This is a genomic window from Novosphingobium sp. (assembly GCF_965228995.1).
Taxonomy (GTDB): domain Bacteria; phylum Pseudomonadota; class Alphaproteobacteria; order Sphingomonadales; family Sphingomonadaceae; genus Novosphingobium.
The window spans coordinates 524,233-549,226 of the sequence record NZ_OZ245852.1; the positions used below are offsets into that span (position 1 = coordinate 524,233).

Sequence of the window (24,994 nt, forward strand, 5' to 3'; positions counted from 1 at the left end):
AGCGCGCCCGTTGTTGCTCGCAGGGCTAGTCGAACGGCCAATCATGCTCAATCGCCTATTGAGGCATGTGGGCGATGCGGTGCGATGCACAAATTCGTGCGAAAATTGCTGGGCCAGCAGGCTACGAGCCCGGTGCGTGATCGGTAGCAAGATGCTGCGACTTGGTGTTAATACGGTCTCCGCCGGTACTGCGCGGCATCGGCGTATTGATCTGGCCGGGCGCGATACCGACAGCGCGGATGCCGAACCGAGCTTCGGTGCCGCCGACGGCGCCAGTGGTGGGCGCTGTCTTGCCTGTCTAGCGTTCCCTCAACCTTCAAGCCTCCTTGCGATCGAAAGGCAGTCCCGCGATCTGCATCAGCGCCGCGTCAATCGCTGCGCCCTGCCGCGCAGCGGGCCATGTTGCGGGATCGAAAATTGCCTGGGTTACGGTTCCGAACAGCGCGGCAAGCAGCGCGCTGGCGATGACGGAGCGTTGCTCCGCGGTCAGATGGGCACAATCTGGATCGGCCGCGAGGATGGCAGTAATCTGCCCAACGAAATCGCGCATTCGTTCGCGTTGTTCGTCGGCGAACTCGGGGTCGGCGATAGCGAGCCCCCAGAAGGAAAACCACACCCGCCAATCCCGTTCCACTTTGGGATCGGTCGGCAGCAGGGCGTGGAGCAAGGCGGTGATATCGCCCCCGTCCTTGGGCTGCGAGGCATCCGTGCGGGCCTTTGAACTCAGGGCCGCATGGCGATAGGTGAGCAGCATCAGCGCGCGCTTGTCGGGGAAATAATGCGTCACCGCCTTGGTGCTGAACCCGGCTGCGGCGGCAACGGCGCGCACTGTCGCTGCCTCCGAGCCGCCGGTCGCGACCAGATCGGCCGCGATCTCGGCAAGCGCGGTGCGGCGGGCAGCGTGATCAATTACGGCCGGCATGGAGCCGCCAGCAGGTTCGCCAGTTCGGTGCTGTCCGCTGCAATCACCCGATCAAGCCAGTGGTGGAAATGCTGCAAGCCGCCCTCGTTGCGCCCGAACCGCACTTCGCCGATCATACCCGTCGCCATCACCTTCTGCTGGAAGGCTGAGGTGGGCAAGTCTTCGTCGCCCACCACGTGGGCGAGAAAGGCGCATAACTTCGCCATTGCGGCGCGGCTTTCTTCATCGGGAGGCGTTTCGGCAAGAAAGGTCTGCGTGGTTGTCGAAGTCCCCACCTCTGCACCGGGCACCACGATCGATACCAGCACGCAGCGGATGCCGCCAATGTAGAAGGTGTTGATCGAGGTGCCGGGGAACAGAATCCACTCGCCCATCAACAGCGGATCGAGCGGCTCGCCCGGGGCAGGAAGACGTGCGAGGGCGTAGAGATCGTCCGGCACCGTCGTCCCGGGGCGGCCCTGCGGCGCAATCACCCGCTGGTGAGGCCCTTGTGCAAAGTAGAACGCCCGATTGCTCCGCTCCGGCCCGAAGGTGTCGCGGTGCAGGACTGGTAAATGGTAGAACTCGAGGTGCGCATCGAAGGCCAGCTTCCAGTTGGGGCCGTGAAGCGTGCGGCTTTCGATCATGGTCCAATCTGCGAGATTGAAACCTGCGATCAGGTCATCGATCCCGCCCAGCATGGCTGCCGGGTCAAGCGTGCTCGCCGGATCGAGGATTGCCCAGATCAGCCCGCCGCGCTCGGTGACCGGAAAGCGTTTCATCGCCAGCATCGCCTTGTCGACCGTGCCGAAATCGGCCGGGCTGGCCACACCGAGCAGCGCGCCGTCCTGAGCGAAAGTCCAGCCGTGATAGGGGCAGGTAAAGCGCCCAGCCGAGCCGCAGCCGCTTGCCACTGCCGCGCCGCGATGGGTGCAGGCGTTCAGCAGCGCGTGGGCTTTGCCATGCCGGTCGCGGACCAGCAGCACCGGGATCCCGGCGACCTCAAGCGTCTTGTAGGCCCCGGCACCGGGCAATTCGCACGAGGCGGCCAGCACCAGCGGAACACGCTGGAAGATGCGCCGTTTCTCGGCGTCGAAACGCTCCGGGGAGGTGTAATGGTCGGCGCCGAAAGCCATGACTTCGCTCGCCAGCGGGAAGGTCCCCTCGGCCGTATGACGGAGCAGCGCGGCGGCGTGCTGTTCGAGCGTCTTGCGAGCATCGGCGCCAACCGGCTCCGATGCGGCCGCGGTTACCCCGTCAACGTAGCTCATTTGCATCGCGCCGCCCTCTTCCGAGACCATTCGATCTTCGCACTCTAGCAATTTGCGCCCCGTTATAAAACAAATGTTGCATATAAATCGAGGTGATTCGGATAGAGAGGTACACAAGGTTGCCCCGATCGATCCGCGAATAAAATCGTTACACGCCGGCGCGCGGGAGGCGGCCGCATCTGCGCATCGTTCAGTCCGACGGAGCGTTGACCCGGCGCTTGGCGGCGTGCCGCGCTGCAATGAAGCCATAGGTCGCCGCTGCGCCGATGGTGGCCCCTGCCCCGGGATAGCTGCGGCGGAATGGCGAGCCGCTGCCGTTGCCAGCAGCATAGAGCCCTTCGATCGGCCTGTCTGTGCCGTCCAGCACCCTGCCTGCTGCATCGGTCTTCACACCGCCATTGGTGCCGAGATCGCCCGGGCGCAGCACGGCAGCCCAATACGGCGGCCGTTCAATCAGGCCAAGGCTCGGGTTGGGCCGGTGGGCAGGATCGGCCCAGTAACGGTCATAAGCCGTGTCGCCGCGGCGGAAATCTTCGTCCACGCCCGCGCGGGCAAACCCGTCGAACCGCTCCACCGTGGCGGACAGGGTGGCGGGATCGAGCCCGCAAGCAGCCGCCAGCTCGGCGATTGTTTCGCCGCGCTTGAGTGTGCCGCCCGCCATCATCGCCGCGCGCGCGCCGGGTGGAGAAAGATCGGGAAAGATGTGCCGCGACAGGAAGCGTTCGTCCATGATCAGCCAGTGGCGATGCTCCGCTGCACCGTGCTCGCGCATGATCCGGCCCGTCGCCATGTAGGAGCGGGCCTCGTCCATATAGCGTTTGCTGTGATGGTCGACGACGATGCTGCCGGGCAGGGCACGCAGGCCGAGCGCAAGTGCACGGGTGTCCGGTCCGACTTCGAGCGTCGGCATCCACCAGCAATCATCCAGCAGTTCGGTATCGGCGCCAATCGCGCGGGCCGCAACCAACGCATCGCCCTGATCCTCGGGCGAGGCATTGCTCCACGTTTCGGCGAAGCCCTGCAACTCGCGCCGCAGCGCCGGGTTGTGGGCAAACCCGCCAGCGGCGAGCAACACGCCCGCCGGCGCCAGAAGGGTCTCGCGGCGACCGCCATGCTCCACGACGATACCTGTGACAGCGCCGCGCTCGATCGTCAGGTCAGCCAGCGCTGTGGACAGACGAACGGGAATCCCGAGGCGGTCGACGATAAGCATGAGCGAGGCAATCAGCCCCCGGCCCGAACCCAGCGGCTTGCGTCCGCGCAATTTGTCCCGGTAATGCCGCAGCATGATGCCCGCTCCGGTCATGGCCGGGCGAATGCCGGTCTTGGCGAGCACAGCCGGCCCGAACTTGTCACTGGTCAGCGCCGGGACATTAAGCTCCACCCCGCGCAAGGTAGCAAGCCGCTGACCCAGCCGATGCCCGTCGATAGGGGCGGCTTCCAGCGTGCGGCCTGCCCCCGCGCCATCCACTTCGGGATAGTAATCGGGGTGATCGCGGTTGCGGACCCATTTCAGGCCTTCGCCCTCCAGCATACGGGCCATCGCCGGGGCATGGTCAAGAAACGCCTCGGCCTTGGCGCGCTCGCGTTCGTTCGCATCGGGGCCAAGCAGGCCAGCAAGATAGGCACGCGCCCGATCAATTGGGTCGTCGACACCCTCAGCCATCATGGCGTCGTTCGCCGGGATCCACAGCACCCCGCCCGACAGCGCAGTTGTTCCGCCCCAACGGTCGGACTTCTCTATGATCAGCGGTCGCAGTCCGGCGAGCCGGGCCGAAATCGCACCGACCAGCCCTGCCGCGCCGCTACCGACGACGATGAAATCATGGCCGCCGTCAGGTGCTTGCTCGCCCCCGGCATTCATTGCGACGCGCCGGCATTGGCCGCCGCCTCACGCCCGGCCGCGCGGCCAAAGAACGAACCCGGCCCCAAGCTCAGCCCGCTGGCATATTCCTTGCCATTCTGAGGGATATGCGCCGCGCAGGCGCCTGCGGCATAGAGCCCCGCAATCGGCATGCCTGAGGGATCGAGGACCCGCGCCCGGGCGTCCGTGTTGATCCCGCCCAGCGTGATGTAGAGGTAGATTGAGCGGTCGAAGGAAATGTCGAACGCGGCGTAAGGTGCCTGATCGAGCGGTTTGAGCCAAGGCGGCTGCTTGTGGAGGCGCCTATCCTCCCCCAGCTCCGCGTCACTGTTGTATTCGTCCATCGTGCGTTCGAGCGCGCCTTCGGGCAGGCCCAGCCCGGTCGCCATGTCCGCGACCGTCTCGTAGCCGTCAATCAGCACGTGCCTGGCAGCTTCAGCCTCTGGGTAGGCGAAGATCTCGCTGTCCACGATCAGGTAGGCCTTCTGGCCCGGCTGCTCCATGATGAAGCCAGCCAGCCGCCCATGGTAGCTGTCCTCGGCCACGAAGCGCTCGCCATTGGCATTCACTACGATCCCCTTGATCAGGTTTTCCGGCGGATAAATCGATGCAGTGGCGATCACCCCGTCCATCCCCGCGAGCGCCGCGCCCGCCTGCTGCGCCAGCTTCAGGCCAGCACCATCGTTGGATGGGACGCCGAGCGGCGAGGACGTCTCGCTCAGCAGTGGCAGCCACTTTTGCACGAGTTCGGCATTGTTGGTGAAGCTTCCGGTGGCGACCACCACTCCGCGGCGTGCGCCGATCCGCCGCTGCGCGCCATCAATGGTGGCCGTCACTCCCACCACGCGGCCGACTGCGTCGGTTTCCAGTCCGGTCACCGCGGCGTTGCAGATCGTTTCGATACCCTCCGCCTCGCAAGTGGCCAGCAGCGCTCGCATAGCCGACAGGCCGCCGTTAACCTCGTCGCTGCGCGCCTGGTGGCCACGGGGTACGGGCCGTGCGGCATCCTTGAACGGCCAGATCTTTTCGTTGCCGGTGGTCAGCAGGCAGTCGGCCGTTCTCACAGAAACAACCTTGCCGGGGAAAGCCGTGCGGGTGAAGGGGACGCCCTGCTGTTCCAGCCAGTCGAAATGATCGCGCGCGCCCTCGGCAAAGGTGCGGACCAAGGCATCATCGGGGTGCGAGGTGCTGGCGCGGAGGAAATCGTACAGGTTCTGCACCGTGTCTTCATACCCGCATGCGTGCTGCACCGGCGTTCCCCCGCCGAGATAGAAAATGCCCTCGGAGAGCGCACTGGCCCCGCCGCCACCACCCGCTCGTTCCAGCACCAGCACTTCAGCCCCGGCCCGGTGCGCTTCAAGCGCGGCGCAGGCACCGGCGATCCCTTGCCCCACGACCACTACGTCGACCGCGCGATCCCACTCGCCCATCTTCCGTTCCTCCGCATTGCGCCTGCTTCCGCTGCGCGCTTAGACCGTAAGCCTGCGAACAAGTCGTCGAGACTCCAAGCCGTTATGCAACATATGTTGCATAACGGCTTGGAGAGAAAAACTACCAAAAAGCGCAGCCTAGTTGTCCCGTCCTCACGACGGGCTGCGCAGGCTGGCCGCTTTGTCTCATGCCATCGGCGGCATTTGCCTGGAACATGGCATTCGTCATGGCCCACCTTAACGTCCGGCTCTGGTCGAGAAATGCCCCTTTGCGCCTCAGCGCCCGCAGGATCTGATTTGGCTCGAATCCTGTGCCGCGCAAGTGACCGCGGATTGGTGCGATCCGGTCCAGTGCCTGGATCAAGCTCGATAACGCGATGACGAGACTACCCTTTACATTTCCGCGCATCCTAAAGTGTCAGGTAGGATCGGCGTATGGGTGTCTTGGGCATGAGATAGGGGGCTTCTGGAGGGCCCACTGGGCCGATCGGCCTGCATCCACAAAGCGCCTTGCGCAACATTCTGACGCCCGCCTTGTCCCCCGCAATGGGCCGGCAGGGTGAGAGCCATTAGTCGTCGCCGGAAGCTTTCCGCTTAATTTCCAGAAAGTTAAGCTGGTACGGACGGCGGGACTCGAACCCGCACGAGCTGAGCTCAAGGGATTTTAAGTCCCCTGCGTCTACCATTCCGCCACGTCCGCACATGGAAGCCCACCAGGTGGGCCGAAGTTGATCGGCAAACGCGGCGATGGCACAGAGCAGCGCGCACGGCAACGGTCACCCGGCCAATCAGGCGCGCTGGAAGGTCGCTCGGGATCAGGCGGAGCGGCGATGGCCCCGGCCTGCGACTGCTGGACCGCGGCTATTCGGCGTTGAGCCGGAGCCGCATGTCCTTGCCGGGCTTGAAATAAGGCACGCGCTTGCCGGGAACCTCGACAGAATCTCCGGTCCGCGGATTGCGGCCCTTGCGCGCATCGCGCTCACGGGTCGAAAAGGCGCCGAAGCCGCGCAATTCCACGCGTCCCCCTTCAGCAAGCCGCTTGGCGATCTCATCGAAAAACACGTCAACAACGCGCTCGATCTCTTCGCTGCGCATGCTCGGGCTCTGTTTGGCAAGCGCCTGCAACAATTCGGATCGGATCATCCGCATCCCCCCTACTTTGCTGCCGGCACCATCGGGTACCCTTTGGGCTTGATCCGTGCCGCCGGCATCACTCCTTTCCGGGCGAGTCCCGGTCCGCTGGAGTAACGTAATAGTGCCAGAGCATTGAAGGGGCGGCAACTTATCAATCGTTATACCGCAAGGGATTAGCGCAAGAATCCGGCTCAGGTCCGTTCCGCCTCTCCGAGCAGGCGTGCAGGATCAAGATGGAGCCGCCGCATGCGGGCCCTGATCTCGGGCCATTCGTGGCGCAGAAAGGCCTCGCGCTCCCGCGCGCGCAGCACCGCCGCCGCGCCGGGCGCCACGAACATGCCAACCCCGCGCTGGACCTGCACCAGTCCTTCGGCCTGGAACTGCTGGTAGGCCTTGGCAACCGTCAGCGGATTTGCGGCCTCCGCCGCCGCAAAGGCACGGACTGACGGCAGCATTGCGCCTTCAGCAAAAGTGCCGTCCAGAATCGCAGCAGCGATCTGGTCGCGCAGCTTGAGATAGACGGGCCGCCCGGCGGATGAACTCAACGATGTCATAGGTGGTGCAGTGCCATAACACAGCGAGGCACGCAATCGGACGAAACAAAGTTTCACTGAGGTAACGGTTTGGCGCAGCGCTTGATCAAGCAAGGCCTGCCTTGCGCACGAAAGTAGCTTGCACCTTGAATCGGCTTGGAAAACCTCGACAATCACCTTCCCAAGCCGAGGTTAGGCGTTAATCATGGCGCCAAATTCGCCGCAAAATACCCGAGGGGAGCCAGTTCACGCCATGTCAGAACCGCTTGGAGCAGCAGACGCCGGAATGTCCGCACCGGTCAGGCGCGATACCGCCTGGTTCGGGCACCCCTCCCAGCTGGCGCGGCTGTTCACGACCGAGGCGATGGAGCGGTTCGGCTATTACGGCATGCGGGCGCTGCTCACGCTCTATCTTGCTCAGCATTTCCTGTTCAGCGACACGACCACCACCGGGATCTACGGCGGCTTCACCGCGCTGGTTTACCTCACCCCGCTGATCGGCGGCCTGATGGCGGACCGCTTCCTCGGCTCGAAGCGCTCGGTCAAGTTCGGCGCGATCCTGATGAGCCTGGGCTATGTGGTGCTCTGCTTCTCGAGCACCGGCGGCGCCGCGAAACCCTACGCGATGATCGAGGGCACGCGCTACGAAGTGACTGTGGAAGGCAGCGGCGATGCGCGGCGGCAGTATGTCACCGATCAAGGCGCCACGCTGCGGATCAAGGGCAACGAAGACAAGACCGTCTCGCTGCTGCGCGCGGATGGCAGCGAAGCGCGCCATATCGAGGCAGGCAAGTTCGAGGGCGGCGGGGAACGCAATCCGCTTTACACGTTCCTGCTCATCGTCGGCCTTGCCTTCGTCACGGTCGGCAACGGCTTCTTCAAACCCAATATCTCGACCATCGTCGGCGAACTTTACGAACAGGGCGACCGGCGACGCGATGCCGGCTTCACCATTTTCTACATGGGCATCAACCTCGGCTCGCTGTTCTCGCAAATCCTCTGCCCGCTGCTCGCAGTCGGAATGGGTTCGTGGGGCGGCCTTGGCTGGTGGGCAGGATTTGCGCTCGCCGCAGCCGGGATGGCGGTTTCGTGGCTGCTGTTCCAGTTCGATGGCGGCAAGCTTGATGGCTATGGCGAACCGCCAGCAGGGGCAAGCAGGTCGCGCGACATGCTTGTCTATGCCGGGGCGATCCTCGCTATTCCGCTGGCCTATCTGCTCTTCGCCAACCTCATGGCCTATGTGAAGCCGCCCGCAGGCAGCGGCATTCTTGGCTACATCGCCAGCCTGCCGATCATGGGCAAGATCATGTTCGGCACCTTCATCGTGGCGGTGCCGGGGATCCTCGCCTGGTCATTCTTCAATGGCGACAGGCGCGAGTTCCAGATGATGGTAGCCGCCATGGTGCTGATCACGTTCAACACCGTGTTCTGGACCCTGTTCGAACAGGCAGGTTCCTCGCTGACGCTGTTCGCCGATCGCAATACCGACATGAGCGTGTTCGGCCTGTTCTCGATCACGGCGGGGCAGACGCAGTTCTTCAATGCGTTCTTCATCGTCGCGCTTGCGCCGCTGTTCTCGATGCTGTGGGGCGCACTGGCGCGGCGTGGGCTGGAGCCTGGCATTCCGGTCAAGTTCGGCGTGGCGCTCGTTGGCGTCGGCGCGGGCTTCCTGTTCCTCGTCTGGGGCGCCCAGTTCGCCGGGCCGGATTACAAGGTCGCGCTGTGGTGGCTGGCCGGGCTTTACCTGATCCACTCGATGGCCGAGCTGTGCATTTCGCCGGTAGGCCTGTCGATGGTCACCAAGCTTTCGATCGCGCGCATCGTCGGACTGATGATGGGCACCTGGTTCCTCTCCATCGCGGTTGCCCAGTATGTCGCTGGCGTCGTGGCGCAATTTGCCAATGTCGAGACCGTTGGCGGCGAGGTGACCAACCTCAAAGTGAGCCTTGAGACCTACGTCGGCGTGTTCCAGACCATCGGCGAAGTTTCGGCGGTAATCGGCCTGTTGCTGCTGGCGCTGTCGATTCCGCTCAAGCGGCTGATGCATGGTGTGAAATGACACGAACGACTTCGCTGCGTAGATTGGGCCGCGCGGCCACACATCTGCTGGCCGGCCTAGCCCTGCTCGCCTCGTCCACTTCGGGGATGGCGGAAACCAAGGCGGCCCCGGCGGCCACCCCGATCTGGCAGGAAAACCCCTACCCCTCGACCTACAAGCCCTATCCGGGAGAACCCACCGCGATCGTCGGCGCCACGGTGTTCGATGGAACGGGCGGCGAAATCGCGAACGGCACGGTGCTGCTGCAGGGCGGCAAGGTCGTCGGAGTCGGAGACGCTCGTCTTGCCGTGCCGGATGGCTTCCGCCGCATCGATGGCACGGGCAAGTTCGTCACTCCCGGGGTGATCGACATTCACAGCCACCTCGGTGTCTACGCGAGCCCGGCCGTCCAGGCGCATTCGGACGGCAACGAAGCAACCTCGCCCACCACACCGCAAGTCTGGGCAGAACACAGCGTCTGGCCGCAGGACCCAGGCTTCAGCCGCGCGCTCACCAATGGCGGCGTCACCACGATGCAGATTCTGCCGGGTTCGGCCAATCTCATCGGCGGGCGCTCGGTCGTGCTCAAGAACGTCTATGCGCGCACCGTGCAGGCGATGAAGTTCCCCGGCGCGCCCTATGGCATGAAGATGGCCTGCGGCGAGAACCCGAAGCGCGTCTATGGCGCGAAGGGCCAGATGCCCTCCACCCGCATGGGCAACTTCGCGGTGGACCGGCAGGCATGGATCAGGGCCGCCGAATACCGCAAGAAGCGCGCCGAGGGTAAGCTCACCGAGCGTGACCTCGCCATGGACACGATGGCCGATGTGCTGGACGGCAAGATCCTCGTCCAGAACCATTGCTACCGCGCCGACGAGATGGCGCAGGTCATCGATATGGCCAAGGAATTCGGCTACAAGGTCTCCGCGTTCCACCATGCGGTCGAGGCATACAAGATCGCCGACCTGCTCAAGGAAAACGACATTTGCGCGGCGATCTGGGCCGATTGGTGGGGCTTCAAGATGGAAGCCTTCGACGGTATTCCTGAAAACGCGGCGCTGCTGGCCGATGCGGGCGCCTGCGTGATCGTTCATTCGGACGATGCCAACGGCATCCAGCGGCTCAACCAGGAAGCCGCCAAGGCCCGCGCGGCGGGGCGGCGAATCGGCATCAACATATCCGATGGCCAGGTGATCCGCTGGATCACGCTGAACCCTGCGAAGGCGCTTGGCATCGACAAGCAGACCGGCAGCCTCACGCAAGGCAAGATGGGCGACGTCGTGCTGTGGAACGGCAATCCGCTCTCGGTCTATTCACGGCCCGAAAAGGTGTGGATCGATGGCGCCTTGCTGTTCGACCTATCTGATCCAAAACGGAGGCCGGTCAGCGATTTCGAACTCGGCCTGCCGGGTGAGGGAGACGTGAAGTGAAGCGGGCCTCTCTCATGCTTGCTGCGCTGCTGCTCACCGGCGCAGCGCTTCCCGCCTGCGCGGCCGATTTGCCGGCCACGCTCCCGTCGGGCGATTTCGCGGTTACCAATGCCACCGTAGCCATCGGCGACGGCAGCGCGCCGATCGAGGGCGGGGCCGTGCTGGTGCGCAGCGGCAAGATCGTGGCGGCTGGCCGCAACGTGGTGGTCCCTGCCGGGGTCCCGGTCATCGACGGTACGGGCAAATGGGTCACGCCCGGTCTCGTCACCGCGATGACCGACCTTGGCCTCGTCGATGTCGGCGCAGTCAATGAAAGCAACGACAGTTCCGCCGGGACCGCGCGCTTCTCCGCGGGGCTCGATGTCTCGCTGGCGATCGATCCTGATGCGCCGCCGGTCGCAGTGAGCCGTGCAAGCGGGGTCACCCGCGCCGGTGTGGCGCCGATTGCCGCCAACGCGATCTTCGCGGGGCAAGGCGCCGTGATCGATCTGGCGCAGAACGGGCCTGATGTGATCGTGCCGCGCGCGTTCCAGCTCGTCGAACTGGGAGAGCGCGGAGCTGACCTCGCCGGTGGCAGCCGGGTCGCGGCGCAGGCCCTCCTGCGCAATGCCCTGCGCGAAGCGCGCGAGCTTGCACAGCGCAAGCCCGGCAAGGACAGCGGCGACCAGACCCCGGGACAGCCTGGCGATGCGCTGCTGACCCGCGTCGATGCCGCCGCGCTGATCCCGGTGGTGACGGGCAAGCAGGCCCTCTTCGTGCATGTCGAGCGCGCGGCCGATATCCGCGGCGTGCTTGCGCTCGGCCGCGAGTTCCCCGCGCTGCGTCTGGTGATCGTTGGCGCGGGTGAGGGTTGGCGCGTCGCCAGCGAACTGGCAGCCGCGAAAGTGCCGGTACTGGCCAGCGCATTGGCGGACTTGCCGGGCAGCTTCGAGACCTTGGCCGCTACGCAGTCCAACGTTGGCCGGATGACGGCGGCGGGTGTGAAAGTGGCGCTAGGTGGCTTCTACGATCTCGACCAGCCTCGCTACGCGCCGCAGTTCGCAGGCAATCTCGTCGGCCTCTCGCGCGTGCCAGGAGCGACCGGGCTGAGCTGGGGTCAGGCGCTTGCCGCCATCACGTCGATCCCGGCCGACATCCTTGGCGAGAGCGCTGCATTCGGCAGTCTCAAGCCCGGCCTCGCGGCAGATGTCGTAATTTGGGACGGTGATCCACTGGAAGTTTCATCCACTTCGGTTGCAATCTATATCGATGGTAGGCCACAGTCATTGGTAAACCACCAGTCAAGGTTGCGCCAAAGATACCGTCGCCCAAGCGAAGGAGCGTTGCCTAAAGCGTACGAATGATCATGCGAAGTGCTCGCATGCCATGAACCGAACAATAAGCACACGGAGGGGTTAAACCGTGGATTTAGCAACTTTGATGCTCGCTTTGAGCATGTCCGCATTTGTCGGAACACACCTCCTCATGTCCCATCCGTGGCGCGCCGGAATGGTGCGTCAGTTGGGGCAGGGCGGCTTTCTGGGAATATACTCCCTCGTCTCGCTGGTCACGCTCAGCGGTGCGGTAGTTGCTTTCGGAAAGGCATCGCCCACGCCGCAATTGTGGGATGGGCAGGCATTGGTGCCATGGGTCCTTGCCTCGGTGCTTACCCTCGTGGCTCTAGCCCTGTTCCTCGCCTCGCTCGTCGGTAATCCGGCGCTACCGGGAACGGATATCTCGGGCCTCTCGACCAGACTGCCGCATGGCGCCTTCAAGGTCACCCGCCATCCCATGATGTCGGCGTTCACGCTGTGGGGCGTGGCGCACATCCTTGTTGCGCCAAGCGCTCGCACCGCGATCCTCTGCACGGGTGTGATCGCTCTCGCAGTGATCGGCTCGCGAGCTCAGGATGCCAAGAAAGTGGCGCTCTACGGGCATGATTGGCGCGTATGGATGAAGCGTACCCCTTTCCTGCCGAACCCGGCGGCCCTTGGCCATCTCGGGTTCAATTGGCTGGGCGCGATTCCTGTCTGGCTGCTGTTCACGTGGCTTCACCTCAAGCTGGCGCTGATTCCCGCCGGCTTGTGGCTATGGTTCGATACGTACTGAGGCAGCAGGTCGCGCGCGCTGATTAAGCCCGTGCTTCCTGCACGCCAGCGCTGTTGTGGCGCAGGGCTTTGAGGACGGTATCGACGATCTGGGGGGCGTTGAGGCCTGCGGTGTCGTACTGCTTGTCGGGGGCGTCGTGGTCCTGGAACACGTCGGGCAGGCGCATCGTGCGGATGCGCAGGCCCGCGTCGGTCAGGCCCTCGTCGCTCGCCATCGTCAGCACATGCGCGCCGAGGCCGCCGATCGAGCCTTCCTCCACCGTCACCACAACCTCGTGCGAGGCCATCAGCCGGCGGATCAGCGCCACATCGAGCGGCTTGGCAAAGCGCAGGTCCGCCACCGTGGTGGAGAGCCCCTTGGCATCGAGCAGGTCCGCCGCCTTGAGCGCCTCGCCCAGCCGCGTGCCGAGCGAGAGGATCGCCACCTTGCTGCCTTCGTGCACCACCCGGCCCTTGCCGATTGCGAGCCGCTCGGGAACCGCGGGCAGCTCAACGCCCACGCCGTTGCCGCGCGGATAGCGGAACGCGATCGGGCCGCTGTCGTGCATCGCGGCGGTGTGGACCATGTGGACCAGTTCGGCCTCGTCGGCCGCGGCCATCACCACCATGTTGGGCAGCGTGGCGAGGTAGGTCACGTCGAAGCTGCCTGCATGCGTCGCGCCGTCGGCGCCGACCAGCCCGGCGCGGTCGATCGCGAAGCGCACCGGCAGGTTCTGGATCGCCACATCGTGCACCACCTGATCGTAGGCGCGCTGCAGGAAGGTCGAGTAGATCGCGCAGAACGGGCGCATGCCCTGCGCGGCCAGCCCGGCGGCGAAGGTGACGGCATGCTGCTCGGCAATGCCCACATCGAACAGCCGCTCGGGATAGGCCTTGGCGAACTTGTCGAGCCCGGTGCCCGAAGGCATCGCCGCAGTGATCGCGCAGACGGTGGCATCGCGCGCGGCCTCGGCCAGCAGGGCCTGCGCAAAGACGTTGGTATAGCTCGGCGGGCCGGCAGCGCTCTTGGCCTGCTCGCCGGTGATCACATCGAACTTCTGCACGCCGTGATACTTGTCCGCCGCGTTCTCGGCCGGGGCATAGCCCTTGCCCTTCTGCGTCACGACATGGACAAGGCACGGCCCTTCGGCCGCATCGCGCACATTCTCCAGCACCGGGATCAGCTGATCGAGGCTGTGCCCGTCGATCGGGCCGACGTAGTAGAAGCCCAGCTCCTCGAACAAGGTGCCGCCCATCGCCATGCCGCGCGCGAACTCGTCGGTCTTGCGGGCCGCCTTGTGCAGCGGCTCGGGCAGGCGGCGCGAGATCGCCTTGAACATCTCGCGCAGTTCAAGGAACGGCCGCGAGGACACCAGCCGCGCCAGATAGGCCGAGAGCCCGCCGACGGGCGGCGCGATCGACATGTCGTTGTCGTTGAGGATGACGACAAGGCGGTTGCCCGCCGCCGCCGCGTTGTTCATCGCCTCGTAGGCCATGCCGGCGCTCATCGCGCCGTCGCCGATCACCGCGATCGCCTTGCCCGGCTGGCCCGAGAGCTTGTTGGCCACCGCAAAGCCCAGCGCCGCCGAGATCGAGGTGGAGGAATGCGCCGTACCGAACGGATCGTACTCGCTCTCGCTGCGCTTGGTGAAGCCCGATAGCCCGCCGCCCTGGCGCAAGGTGCGCATCCGGCTGCGGCGGCCGGTGAGGATCTTGTGCGGATAGGCCTGATGGCCGACATCCCAGATGAGCCGATCCCGCGGCGTCTCGAACACATAGTGGATCGCCGTCGTCAGCTCCACCACGCCAAGACCCGAACCAAGATGCCCCCCGGTCTGGCCAACCGTCGCGATCATCTCATCGCGCAGTTCATCCGCCAGCTGGCGCAATTGCGTGGATTGAAGCTTGCGAAGGTCGTCAGGCGTATCGACCGTATCGAGCAGCGGCGTAACCGGATTTGACATTAAGGTGTCTTACACTCTCGTATCGGCTCTGTCGAACCCGTCTTGCGGTGAAAGTAAAAGGGGGCTGGTCGTTGTTCCGTCTGGTCAGGCCGGACTGTCCTCCGCGCCGCAAGCGCCGCAGCGCCCGCGGATCTCGACCACTGGCCGAACAGCCGCAAATCCCGCACGCTGGGCAGCATCGCGCAAGGCGCCGGTCAGGGTATCATCGTCAATATGCGTCGCCTCGCCGCAGGCATCACAGATCAGGAAGATGCAATCGTGGTGACAGCCGGGATGGCTGTTGGCGACATAGGCATTCGCGCTTTCGACCCGCCGCGCGAGATTGGTGCGCACGAACAGGTCGAGTATCCGGTAGACGCTGTTCGCCGCGACCCGCTTGCCGCGCCGCGCGCCAACGCTTTCTGCAATGTCGTAGGCCGACGCCGGTTTCTCGTGCGCTGCCAGCGCTTCGAACACGTCGCTGCGCATGTCAGTCCACTGCTCACCCGCCGCCTGCAACGCGCCCCGCGCTGCATCGACAAGCATGTCGCCCGCAAAATCGTGATGGTTGTGATGGCCCGCCATGAGGGTTGAATTAAACCGCCTTGCGCCAGATCGCAAACCCGGCGCGGATCCGGTTTACCCGCGCGTGAAATCAGGCTTCCACAGGCCGGGGAAAACACGCTTCAGCGCAGCCACCTTGGGCGCATCCCACATGCGGATATAGCCATGGTTCGGGTTCTTCAGCGCGAAGTCCTGATGATAGTCCTCTGCCGCGAAGAAGCCGCGATTGGGTTCGATCGCGGTGACGATCGGGCGCTTCCACAGGTCCGCCTTCTTGAGCTGCGCCAGATAGGCCGCCGTGACGCGCGCCTGCTCGGGGCTCTGCGGGACAATCGCATTGCGATACTGGGTGCCGGTATCAGGGTACTGGCGGTTGAGCTGGGTGGGATCGCTTGCCACCGAGAAGAACACCTGCAGCAGCTGGTCATACCGCACCACGGCCGGATCATAGGTGATTCGCACGGATTCGGCATGGCCGGTCGTGCCGGTGCTCACGATCTCATAGTGCGCATCCGCCTGCTTTCCGCCTTCAAAGCCGGAAACCACGCTGCTCACGCCCTTCACATGGCTGAACACCGCTTCCATACCCCAGAAACATCCACCGGCGAAAACCGCTGTTTTGAGGCCCTTGGCTTCCTTGGCCTGCACCACCGAAGCAGGCGCCGAAACAACCGCCTCGGCCTGGGCTGGCTGAAGGCATGATGAGGCCAGCGTGGCGGCGACAGCCACCATCAGGACGCGCACGCGGATCATGACCCGATCACCGCGATCGGAGCGGCGACGGGAGCCGCACGGGCCGTATCCGCACTGAATGTGATCGCCATCGCTGCTGATCCGACGGCAAAGCCCAGCACCAGCGAACGAACGAAATCCTTACCGAAAAGCATCATGTTGAAGTGTCCGACCTTGAATCTGCCACGCGCATGTCAGCGCTCCGGCATCGACCTTACCGCATCGATCCTGTGCCGCGTGTGAAGCCCGGCGCAGTCCCGCTGCATTGCGGTTCGACGATTTGAGGCAAATGGTTACGGGCCGGGGAAATACAAGGTGCCTAGCACCATAGACATGGCCCAGCTTGCCGGGCTGGGCGGCGCGTTGGGCAAACCAGAGTGCGGCCTGCTTTGCGCCAGGCCTTCATCGCACGATGCGTTCGCGCTTCAATTCGACTGCGCGGTCCCTGCGCTCGGCACGGAGCCATAGGCATCGCGGGCGTTCTGGTTCCCGATCCCTTCAACGACCGCCCACTGGCTGTTCGTGTGACACGTGACGACCTTGCGCACGATTGAGCCCGTCGTCTCCGAGCGGATGCAGCGAATATAGTCGGGATCCCTGGAGGAACGGCCGGTGTTGTAGGCACGTATTTCGGATTGCGACATCTTCTGGGGATCTTGCGTCAGAGGCGCGAGGGTAACGGGCTCACTCGCAGCAGCAGCAAGCGCGAACAACATCATCGGCATCATGGGCAGGACTCCTTCCGATCATGACCGGTCATTTGGGACGCAAGCTCTAGCGGTCAGCCCTTGGGCAGGCAAGCCAAGTGCCTCTCAACTCAGCGCAATGTCATTTGCCGCAAAGTAGGCATTGATGCTGGCGCACTCACGTTCGCTGAGATGCGGATTCCACGCATCGATGATCAGAACGGCCCGGCGGGCATCGCTGTCATTCCACGCCTCGTGCTCGATGGTGTCGTCAAACGCGAAGGCCTCGCCTTCGACCCATTCGCGCGTTTCGCCGCCAACCCGAAAGCCGCATCCGGGCGGCACATCGAGTGCCAGATGGATGATGGCACGCGTGTTGGTCACCCCGGTGTGCGCGGGGATGCGGCTGCGCGGACGCAGCACCGAAAAGAAAGCATTGGGAGCCCGCCCCGGGATACGGGCCAGCGGCAGGCTTTCAAGAATCCGGGCGGTCCGCGGGCAACGTTCGATGACTGCGGCATTGGGCACGCCGTATTCCCACAAAAAGCAGGCAGACCAATCGAGCGACCCATCCAGCGGGGTCCATTTGTTCTCGGGGCTGCCCGGCTCCATCCGCACATAGGGACGGATGACCTCACCAGGCTCCATCAGCAAGGCGTCGAGCTCGGCGCGGATTGCTCCTGCTTCGGCTTCGAGCGCCGCAAACCACGGGAAGTGGCCACGATCGAAGAACTCGTCGGCAGGCAGAAAAGGATAATGCAATCCTGCGCATTCATTCTGATAGATGCGCCGCTCGCCCAGTGCGATGCCCGCAAAGGCACCGATGCGTCGCCGCTCTGTCTCGCTAGTCCCTTCCTGGACAGCCTCCAGCGCCGCTCGCGCCGCCACTGCCAGCCGCGCGCGCAGCTTATCGCAATAGGCCTCGCCCGCCGCCAGTTCTGTGCGCACCGGATCGGGCAGACCCGGGAAACGCTGCGCCAGCTGCAGCACTGCGTCCCAGGCAATAAGCGCCTTGGTTTCCTCGCCCTCGCGCTGGAGCAACTGCGCCATCCGCAGCTGTGCTGTGAAATCGAGCCGGTCGAGATCGAGGGCGCGTTCCAGTGCGATCCGCTCGCCGGGTGTGTCACCGCCCGTGCGGCAGGCAAGCGCAAGATTGATCCACAGCGAAATGGCTTCGGGATCAGCGTCAGCCGCTTCTCGCGCGGCAAGGATCGCCGTGGGCGCATCGCCAGCGCGCAGCGCCGCCATGGCGCGGGTGTTGGCGTTGTGGGCTCTTGCCCGGTCGATGGGTTGCGATGTCATCGTCAAAACTGTCTACAGCGTCGCGCCCGTCAGGCAAGCGGCGTTGCAGCGTTGCAATCCGCGCCGTAGAGCTTGGCCCATGGCGTCCCCCGCATTCAATCCTGTCGATGCCGAATGGCTCGCGCACCGGTTGGTCGAAGGGACGGATGCGGTCAGGTTTGCGCACGTTCCGCGCGGGGCCCATGCCGCCATGGCCTTCCTGACCGACGCTGAATTCGCTGCGCATTTCGGCGCCATGCCGCCGCAAGTCGATGTGCCCGCCGCCCCGCTCCTTGCGCAATTCGGCGAGGCTCCGCTCGGCTTGCTGTTCCATTCGGCCTTCTGCGGCTCGACCCTGCTGACGCGCGCCCTGGCGGAGCCGGGTGTAGCCATGGGCCTTTCCGAGCCGGTGATCCTCAACGACGTCGTCGGCATGCGCATCCGCGGCGCACCGCCTGCCGCAGTTGCCCGCGCGGCAGACCTCGCGCTGCGCCTGCTCGCGCGGCCCTTCGCGCCAGGGGAGGGCGTGGTGGTGAAGCCCTCCAACTTGCTGAATCCGTTTGCCGAACTGCTGCTCGCATTGGCTCCGGATGCGCGCGCCCTGTTCCTCTATGCCCCGCTCGAAACCTTCCTTGTTTCGGTCGTCCGCAAGGGTCTGCCCTGCCGTCTGTGGGTTCGCGAACTGCTGGCAGGCTATCTCGGGGCAGGCATCGTCCAGCCGCTCGGCATCTCGCCCGAAGACGTCTTTCGGCAGAGCGACCTGCAAGTCGCCGCGACCGGCTGGCTCGCGCAGCACCGCCTGTTTGCCGCACTTGCGCGCAAGGTCGGTCCGGCGCGGCTTCGCACCGTAACGTCGGAGCAGCTGACCGGCGATCCGGTACGCGTGATCGGCGCCGCGGCCGCGCACTATGGCCTCGCGATCGGGCCCGCAGCCATTGAACGGATCGCAGCGGGGCCTGCCTTCACCCGGCATTCCAAGTCCGGCGCCGCCTTCACGCCCGCACAGCGCCGCGACGAATATGCTGCTGCCCGCACGGCCCATGCCGACGAGATCGACATGGTGCTCAACTGGGCAGCGCAGGTGGCGCAGCAGGTCGGCATCGCCATGGATGCACCCAGCCCGCTACTTCAGGCCGCGTAACCCAGCTTCTCGATCCACGGCTGAAGGATCGGCATGACCGGCGCGAGATATTCAGCATAGGGTTCCCACTGGCGGGTACCGTCGAACAGCCCGCGCCGGACTTGCCGCGCGCTGGCTGTCGAAACGCCGCGTGCGCGGGCGGTGCGGTCGAAGCGCTTGAGATCCTCGGTCCATTCGAGGCCGGCGAACCGGCAAATCTCGAGCGTCATGGCATCAAAATCCTGCACCATGCGGTGATAGGGCACTTCGAGCACGGCCATGGGTAATCTGGCGAGCGCCGCCTCGGTCAGCCGCATCAGCGCATCATAATGCCGCGCGGCCCCCTCCAGCGTGGTGAAATCCATCGCCGCATTGGTCAGCGCGAAGCTGGTGCGAAAGCAGCTCCACACCACATCGCGCGGATCGCGGCGCACCAGCAGCACCCTGGCCGCAGGAAACAGCCGCGCGATGAGCGGCAAACGGATGGACTTGAGCGGATCCATGTCGACGAGGCTGCTGCCTGCAGGATCTCGTCCCAATGTCTGGCCCGCCCGCTGCCAATAGGCGGTGCGATAGGGCGCGAGCGCCGCTTCATCGAGGCGGGCGAACTGCGCAAGCGCGCCGGGTTCGGCCAGAAAGGCCATGTCTGCCTCGCGCAGTGTCGGCATTTCCTCGATCGCGGCCGTGCCGGGGAGCGAGGCCAGCACATTCTCGAGTAGCGTGTTGCCGCTGCGCGGATAGCCAAGCACGAAGATATGCGCATTCACGCCCGGCGTTGAGGTACCGGGCCAGCCGGAGAGGTCCATCGCGGCCAGCCCTTCCGCGACGCCGTCGATGAACTCCCGGTGAGGCGGCCTTCCCGCGAAAGTTGCGGCGTGGATCGCCGCAAAGTCCTGCTTCGCGCGGCCGTAGGCGGCGAAGGCGGCGGGATGGTCGCGCAGGCGGTTGCAGGCGTCGCCGAGTGTGTGGAGCAGTTCCATGCGCTCAAGCGAGGGGGCGGCCATCCGTGCGAGGGCTGGCTCCACAAGGTCGTGCGCGGTCTGCGCGTCGCCCGCTTCGAGCTCGATCGTCGCCAGCGCGGCTACGGCTCCGGTATTGCCAGCATCGATCGCGAGCGCCGCGTGGGCATGGCGGCGTCCACCCTCGGCTTCACCGTCCCGCGCGGCAATCGTGGCCATCCCCGCATGCGCCGCCGCCCGGTGGGCGCCATGCACCGGCGCATGGGCGAGGACTTCGCCGTAGCAGCGCCTGGCCTCGTTCATCGCCCCGCCTGCTGCCATGACATAGGCCCGCTCAAGCCAGGCCTCGGCATATTCCGGAACAATGGCGAGCGCGGCATCGCAGGAAAGCGCAGCATCGCGCAGGCGGCCAGCGGTTCTGTGCAGACTGGCGAGGCCGACCATGGCCTCTACCTCGCGCGGGTTCAGCGCGATCGCGCGTTCGAACAGTGCAGCGGCCTCGCCGGCTTCGCCGGACAGGACACGGTACCAGCCTAATGTGGTGAGATCCGCCGCAGTTCCGCGCCCGGCACCAAGGGCAGCGGCGGCACGGCGGGCGGCAATTTCAAGGTCTTCGGCCATGATGCCCAGCCATCGGATGCACGGCGCCTGCGGTCAAGGGTCCGGCGCTCGCACAAAAAGGGGGCGGGCATTGCTGCCCGCCCCCGATTTTACCCGGTAAGCTTCTGTGAGGCTCAGTACTTGACGTTGAACGACACTGCGAAGCGACGACCCAGAGTATCGTAGGTCGAGGGGTAGGTGTTGCCGCTGTTGAACGTCGTCGAACCGATGTTGTAGCCGGTCAGCGGCGCGCCCTTGTCGAACAGGTTCTGCACGGCGAAGGTGAACGCGTAGTTGTCGTTGACCTTGAAGCGCGTGGTCAGGTCGAAGATGTTGTACGAAGGCGTACGACGGAAATCGACGGTCTGGCCGGAAAGCGAACCAAAATCATTGCCAAGCGTGCCATGGAACGCTTCGGTCGCCGAACCTTCGAGGATCGACTGCGGCTCCTGCTTGAAGCCGGAGAGGTGGCGCCAAAGCAGCGAGGCATCCAAGCCGCCCACCGAGAAGGTGTTGCGGACCGACCACTGCCACTTGGGCTGCAGCGAGCCGGTGAACGAGCAATTGATCGAGTAGTAACCCACGCATTCGCGGTTAACCGAGGTCGGAGTGGCCTGGTAGCGCGAGTGCAGGGTGTGGTTGCCCGTGATGCCAAGCGTCCACTTCACCGCACCGAACGTGTGCCGATAGTTGATCGTGAGATCGATACCGGCCGTGTCGAGACGGCCCAGGTTGCTGTAGTTCAGCGGCAGACCCGGAGTGGTCGAGGCGTCACCGTCAAGACCGCCGGTCTTGGGATCGCGGCGGATCGCAAGGCACGCGGCGCTGGCCGGATCGGGGTTGTTGAAGCAAGCCGACAGCGCGTCACCCGGCAGCGGCGTGCCGATGACGTTGTTCACCTTGATGCTGTAGTAATCGACCGAGAGGTTGAGCCCGGGCACCTGCGAGGGCTGCAGAACAACGCCGCCGGTCCAGGTGTTGGCCTTTTCCGGGTTCAGGTTGATGTTGCCGCCGCCGTAGTAGTTGGCCTGGCCGCCCGAGGGCTGGCTGATCTGGCCAATCACGTTGGCCGGAGCACCCTGCGCGATGCAGACTGCCTTGAGCGTGGCGTTGGTCAGCGGAGCAGCGCCGGCGCACGGATCAACCGAGAGGTTGGTCAGCTGCGTCGTGCTGGGAAGGAACAGCTCGAGGATGTTCGGAGCGCGCACGGCGCGGGCATAGTTCGCGCGGAACTTGATACCGTCGGTAGGCTCCCACGAGAGACCGGCCTTGTAGGTGGTCGTATTCGGCTTCGTGACGCGGCCCTGGACCGAGTAAGACGAATAGCGCACGCCGCCTTCAACCGTCAGGCTCTTGAACCCGGGCTTGTCTTCAACCAGCGGCGCGATCAGTTCGGCGAAGCCTTCGTAAGACTTGTAGGCGCCGTGATAGATCGGGGTCGACCCGCTCGTACCGCTGAACTCGCCCGGAATGGTCGAGAGCACGTCCGCATCCTGGCTCGCCGTGTAGCTGCGGAATTCACCGCCGACGCCGATGCTGATCGGAGTGGAGGCCGCAGGCGAGCTGAAGCCGAGGTCACCCGAAACCTGACCATGAACCTGCGCGAGGCTGGTCTTGATCGAGGTGGTGGAGGGCGCCGTGAGGAAGGCGACCATTTCCGGCGTGATCGACCCGGTCGGGCCAAACAGATTGAACGGCACGCAGGCGGCGTTGCCGCTGACGCAGCCGGTCTTGGTGGCAAGCAGAGCCTCCTTCAGACGCGACGTGCGCAGGTAACCCGAGATGACCTGCGAGTTTTCGTTCTCACCGTAGGAACCGTGGAGATCCCAATCGAGGTGATCGGTGATCTTGCCGCGGAAACCGAACATCACGTCGAACGTGGTCGTGCTGAACCGGTAATCGCGGGTACCGGCTTCGGGCGTACGGCGACGAATGGTGGTGTTGATCGTCCGATAATTCGGGTCAGACGGGCTGTTGGCGTTCGCGGCGGCGTTGCACTCGTCCAGGGTGAGCGGCGACGCGGCGAGGGCTGGGGTGGTTTCCGTTGCCGCGATCGCACCGTGGAAGTTGGCTGCACGGTTGCCTGCGCAAAGTTGCAGACGAGCCGCGTCGGGCAGGAATGGGTTGCTGAGCGGAATATCGACGTTGGTCGAGAACGAACCACCCGGCGCAAGAACCGAAAGGATCTTGGTCTTGGTGAACAGCGCGCGGGTGTAGACTTCGATCGCGTCCGAAACCTGGTAGTTGGCCTGCGCGAAGATGTTGTACCGCTTGTACCCGGTCTGGAGCAGGTTGAACGGGTTGAAGTTGTAGGGAATGTAGCCCTTGACGATCTTGCCGGTCGCCGGGTCGATCGAGTTCGAGGTCCCCTGATCCTGCAGCGAGATGCGCGCCGGGGTCGGCGTACCCGAACCACCAGCGGTGCCCGAGAAGCTGTCGATCGCGGTCCGCGAGAAATCGCGATCGCCCTGATAAACCGGGTTGGCATCCTGGTAGCCGAGGCTCAGGACCGCGTTGCCGCGGTCATCCGCGAAGTCGGAACCGACGGTCAGGTCGCCACGGAAATAGTTGCCGTCACCGCGCTGAGTGATCTGGTCGCTGACCGTCAGATCCATGCCGGTGAAGTGCTTCTTGGTGACGAAGTTGACCACGCCGGTGATCGCGTCCGCGCCATAGGTCGTCACGGCTGCACCGGTCAGCGCGTCGACACGGTCGACCAGCGCGAGCGGGATGCTGTTGAGATCGACCACGCCCGACAGGCCGAACGGAACGATGCGCTGGCCATCAAGCAGGACGACGTTGCGGTTCGAGCCGAGGCCGCGAAGATCGACGTACGAAGCACCGGTCGAACCGTTGTTCACGGCCGAGCCGAGGTTCGGAACAATGCCCGGAACATCGCGCAGAACTTCTTCAGCCGTGTTCGACTGCTTGAGCTGGATTTCCTCGGACGTGGTGACGTTGACGGGGTTGGCCTGAACCAGGTTGGGGTTGCGGATGAGGCTGCCGGTCACGACGATCGCGGTCGGCTCGCTCGTCTCGGTAGCGGCGTCAGCCTGCGGAGCGGCCTGCTGTGCGAAAGCGGGGGCAGAAGCGAGCGCCAGCGCGAGTGCGAAAGGCGCGGCACCCGCCTTCAAGGCGGCGTTGTTGTTGGTCTTCACGTGTCCAGTCCCTTCAATGGGCGGCCTCGATCCCCAAGACCGCCGGAAGAAGCCCCTCTATCGAAACTGTCTCTCGCCCAGTCTGCGCCGGGCACGGAAGATGACATTCGATCTGCGAGGAACGATGAGGCTTACTGGGAGATTTAGCCGGGTTCTTGGAAGGAGGTTCTGCATGCTAACATCAAAACGTCCCTCTTGTGTGGCGAGATTGCAACAGGCTGTCAGCAGTTCGCAACGCAAGGCTGTCATACTGGGTAGAACCGGATGCGCTCGTTAATTACATCCGGATCGGTCCTGCGATAATTTTTTGCGATATGTCTGCGTTTTCAGGAAAGAAATGTGCGCAGCCCTGCAGATTCAACGCGCTGGGAGCGCAAACAGCTGCGGATCCAGCCGCCGCCCGTGCCAGGTCAGCGCCCAATGCAAATGAGGACCGGTTGCGCGGCCGGTCATGCCCACGTGTCCGATCAGCTGACCCTGAGTGACGGTGTCACCCTCATGCACCACCAGATCGGAGCAATGGAGGAACGCTGACGTGAGCCCCATGCCGTGGTCGAGGATCAGCAGATGCCCTTCGAGCGTGAAGGGCGCATCATTGGCGGCCAGTGTCACCACCCCGTCGGCCGGCGCGCGAATCTCCGCACCCTGCGGCGCGGCGAGATCAACGCCGGCATGATAAGCACCGGGTTCACCGCGATAGATCCGCTGCGCGCCGAATTCACCGGAAATGCGGCCGATTGCCGGCCAGATCATGGATTGGCGCCACCCGTCTGCGCCGCTGCCCTTCGCGCGCGCCGCACCGATTCGGCCTAGTTCCGCTGCGCGCTTGAGCTTGAACTCGGCATCGGGCAGCGCGCCGGGACGCTTGGCCACATTGACGGCTTCGATGCGCCAGCTGCGCGGGGCCACGGCGAGTTCGGTGGAAAGCGAGAAGCCATCGGCTGCCGTCACCGTGAGGGCGAGGCTTGCGGGCGCATCGCGATCAAAGGCGGCGAAGAACGTGCCGTCGCTTGCCAGCGGAAGCGATGTTCCGGCCAGCGCGACGCTTCGCGTGCCGGCCGGGGCGATGCCGCGGATCCGGCCGCCCTGCGTCAACTTTCCGCGATACTGGACGCCGCCGACAGCGACCGTCGCCGGATCGGGGGCGGGTTGGGCCAACAATTTGGCGGGCTGTGGAACCGCGGGCGGAGCGGATAAGGCGGGCCCCTGGCTCGCGCCACATGCGCCCAGCACAGCGATGGCAGAAAGCGCGCCGCGCATGGCAGCGCCCAGGGGAGACATCCC

19 protein-coding genes, 1 tRNA gene and 1 pseudogene are annotated in these 24,994 nt (G+C 64.8%); 5 read left to right on the forward strand and 16 right to left on the reverse strand.

The annotated features are described in order from the left end of the window. Positions 1–316: 316 nt before the first annotated feature. The 7 genes and pseudogenes from ACO056_RS02315 to ACO056_RS02345 form a co-directional block, all read right to left on the reverse strand. Complete coding sequence (locus tag ACO056_RS02315) at positions 317–922, reverse strand: TetR family transcriptional regulator C-terminal domain-containing protein (RefSeq protein ID WP_421851244.1); 606 nt, start codon at positions 920–922, stop codon at positions 317–319. Next, entirely contained in the window at positions 910–2,172 is a 1,263-nt protein-coding gene (locus ACO056_RS02320) for an aromatic ring-hydroxylating oxygenase subunit alpha (RefSeq protein WP_421851247.1), read from the reverse strand. The genes ACO056_RS02315 and ACO056_RS02320 overlap by 13 nt, the downstream gene beginning before the upstream one ends. Before the next feature lie 190 nt (positions 2,173–2,362). Beyond that, positions 2,363–4,036, reverse strand: a complete 1,674-nt coding sequence (locus tag ACO056_RS02325) for an FAD-binding protein (protein ID WP_421851250.1) — start codon at positions 4,034–4,036, stop codon at positions 2,363–2,365. Next, positions 4,033–5,469, reverse strand: a pseudogene (locus ACO056_RS02330) (FAD-dependent oxidoreductase); the annotation flags it as partial. The pseudogene ACO056_RS02330 and the gene ACO056_RS02325, both read right to left, overlap by 4 nt. Before the next feature lie 612 nt (positions 5,470–6,081). Then, positions 6,082–6,166 (reverse strand) — tRNA-Leu (locus tag ACO056_RS02335). Positions 6,167–6,327: 161 nt separating this feature from the next. Continuing rightward, entirely contained in the window at positions 6,328–6,609 is a 282-nt protein-coding gene (locus ACO056_RS02340; protein ID WP_298189562.1) for an integration host factor subunit beta, read from the reverse strand. A gap of 182 nt (positions 6,610–6,791) precedes the next feature. Then, entirely contained in the window at positions 6,792–7,154 is a 363-nt protein-coding gene (locus tag ACO056_RS02345) for a GntR family transcriptional regulator (protein WP_421851253.1), read from the reverse strand. A 265-nt stretch (positions 7,155–7,419) separates the two neighbouring features. On the opposite strand from ACO056_RS02345, the gene ACO056_RS02350 reads away from it, so the two are divergent. From ACO056_RS02350 to ACO056_RS02365, 4 genes are all read left to right on the forward strand, one after another. Continuing rightward, positions 7,420–9,192 carry a peptide MFS transporter gene (locus tag ACO056_RS02350; RefSeq protein ID WP_421855258.1) on the forward strand — a complete coding sequence of 591 codons (1,773 nt, stop codon included), beginning with the start codon at positions 7,420–7,422 and terminating at the stop codon, positions 9,190–9,192. Then, on the forward strand, positions 9,189–10,601 hold the full coding sequence (locus tag ACO056_RS02355; RefSeq protein ID WP_421851256.1) for an amidohydrolase: 1,413 nt from the start codon (positions 9,189–9,191) through the stop codon (positions 10,599–10,601). The genes ACO056_RS02350 and ACO056_RS02355 overlap by 4 nt, the downstream gene beginning before the upstream one ends. Then, entirely contained in the window at positions 10,598–11,944 is a 1,347-nt protein-coding gene (locus ACO056_RS02360; protein WP_421851260.1) for an amidohydrolase family protein, read from the forward strand. The genes ACO056_RS02355 and ACO056_RS02360 overlap by 4 nt, the downstream gene beginning before the upstream one ends. Positions 11,945–12,020: 76 nt before the next feature. Next, entirely contained in the window at positions 12,021–12,689 is a 669-nt protein-coding gene (locus ACO056_RS02365) for an NnrU family protein (protein ID WP_421851263.1), read from the forward strand. A gap of 22 nt (positions 12,690–12,711) precedes the next feature. Here ACO056_RS02365 and dxs read toward each other — a convergent pair whose 3' ends face one another. The 6 genes from dxs to ACO056_RS02395 form a co-directional block, all read right to left on the reverse strand. Then, positions 12,712–14,631, reverse strand: a complete 1,920-nt coding sequence (gene dxs / locus ACO056_RS02370; protein ID WP_421851266.1) for a 1-deoxy-D-xylulose-5-phosphate synthase — start codon at positions 14,629–14,631, stop codon at positions 12,712–12,714. 84 nt (positions 14,632–14,715) lie between these two features. Then, a complete protein-coding gene (locus ACO056_RS02375; protein ID WP_421851269.1) occupies positions 14,716–15,195 on the reverse strand; it encodes a Fur family transcriptional regulator in 480 nt (159 codons plus the stop codon). 54 nt (positions 15,196–15,249) lie between these two features. Next, a complete protein-coding gene (gene msrA, locus ACO056_RS02380; protein ID WP_421851272.1) occupies positions 15,250–15,927 on the reverse strand; it encodes a peptide-methionine (S)-S-oxide reductase MsrA in 678 nt (225 codons plus the stop codon). Next, positions 15,924–16,064: a hypothetical protein gene (locus ACO056_RS02385; protein ID WP_421851275.1), complete on the reverse strand. Its 141-nt coding sequence runs from the start codon at positions 16,062–16,064 to the stop codon at positions 15,924–15,926. The genes msrA and ACO056_RS02385 overlap by 4 nt, the downstream gene beginning before the upstream one ends. Before the next feature lie 267 nt (positions 16,065–16,331). After that, complete coding sequence (locus tag ACO056_RS02390) at positions 16,332–16,634, reverse strand: hypothetical protein (RefSeq protein ID WP_421851278.1); 303 nt, start codon at positions 16,632–16,634, stop codon at positions 16,332–16,334. Positions 16,635–16,718: 84 nt separating this feature from the next. Continuing rightward, entirely contained in the window at positions 16,719–17,894 is a 1,176-nt protein-coding gene (locus ACO056_RS02395) for an aspartyl/asparaginyl beta-hydroxylase domain-containing protein (RefSeq protein ID WP_421851281.1), read from the reverse strand. A 79-nt stretch (positions 17,895–17,973) separates the two neighbouring features. On the opposite strand from ACO056_RS02395, the gene ACO056_RS02400 reads away from it, so the two are divergent. Continuing rightward, entirely contained in the window at positions 17,974–19,014 is a 1,041-nt protein-coding gene (locus ACO056_RS02400; RefSeq protein ID WP_421851284.1) for a hypothetical protein, read from the forward strand. Here ACO056_RS02400 and ACO056_RS02405 read toward each other — a convergent pair. The 3 genes from ACO056_RS02405 to ACO056_RS02415 form a co-directional block, all read right to left on the reverse strand. Next, positions 19,002–20,573 (reverse strand): sulfotransferase, encoded by a 1,572-nt coding sequence (locus tag ACO056_RS02405; protein ID WP_421851287.1) that lies wholly within the window; start codon positions 20,571–20,573, stop codon positions 19,002–19,004. The two genes, ACO056_RS02400 and ACO056_RS02405, sit on opposite strands and share 13 nt — an antisense overlap. A 113-nt stretch (positions 20,574–20,686) precedes the next feature. After that, a complete protein-coding gene (locus tag ACO056_RS02410) occupies positions 20,687–23,710 on the reverse strand; it encodes a TonB-dependent receptor domain-containing protein (RefSeq protein WP_421851290.1) in 3,024 nt (1,007 codons plus the stop codon). A gap of 357 nt (positions 23,711–24,067) precedes the next feature. Further along, entirely contained in the window at positions 24,068–24,868 is an 801-nt protein-coding gene (locus ACO056_RS02415; RefSeq protein WP_421851293.1) for a M23 family metallopeptidase, read from the reverse strand. Positions 24,869–24,994: the final 126 nt, after the last annotated feature.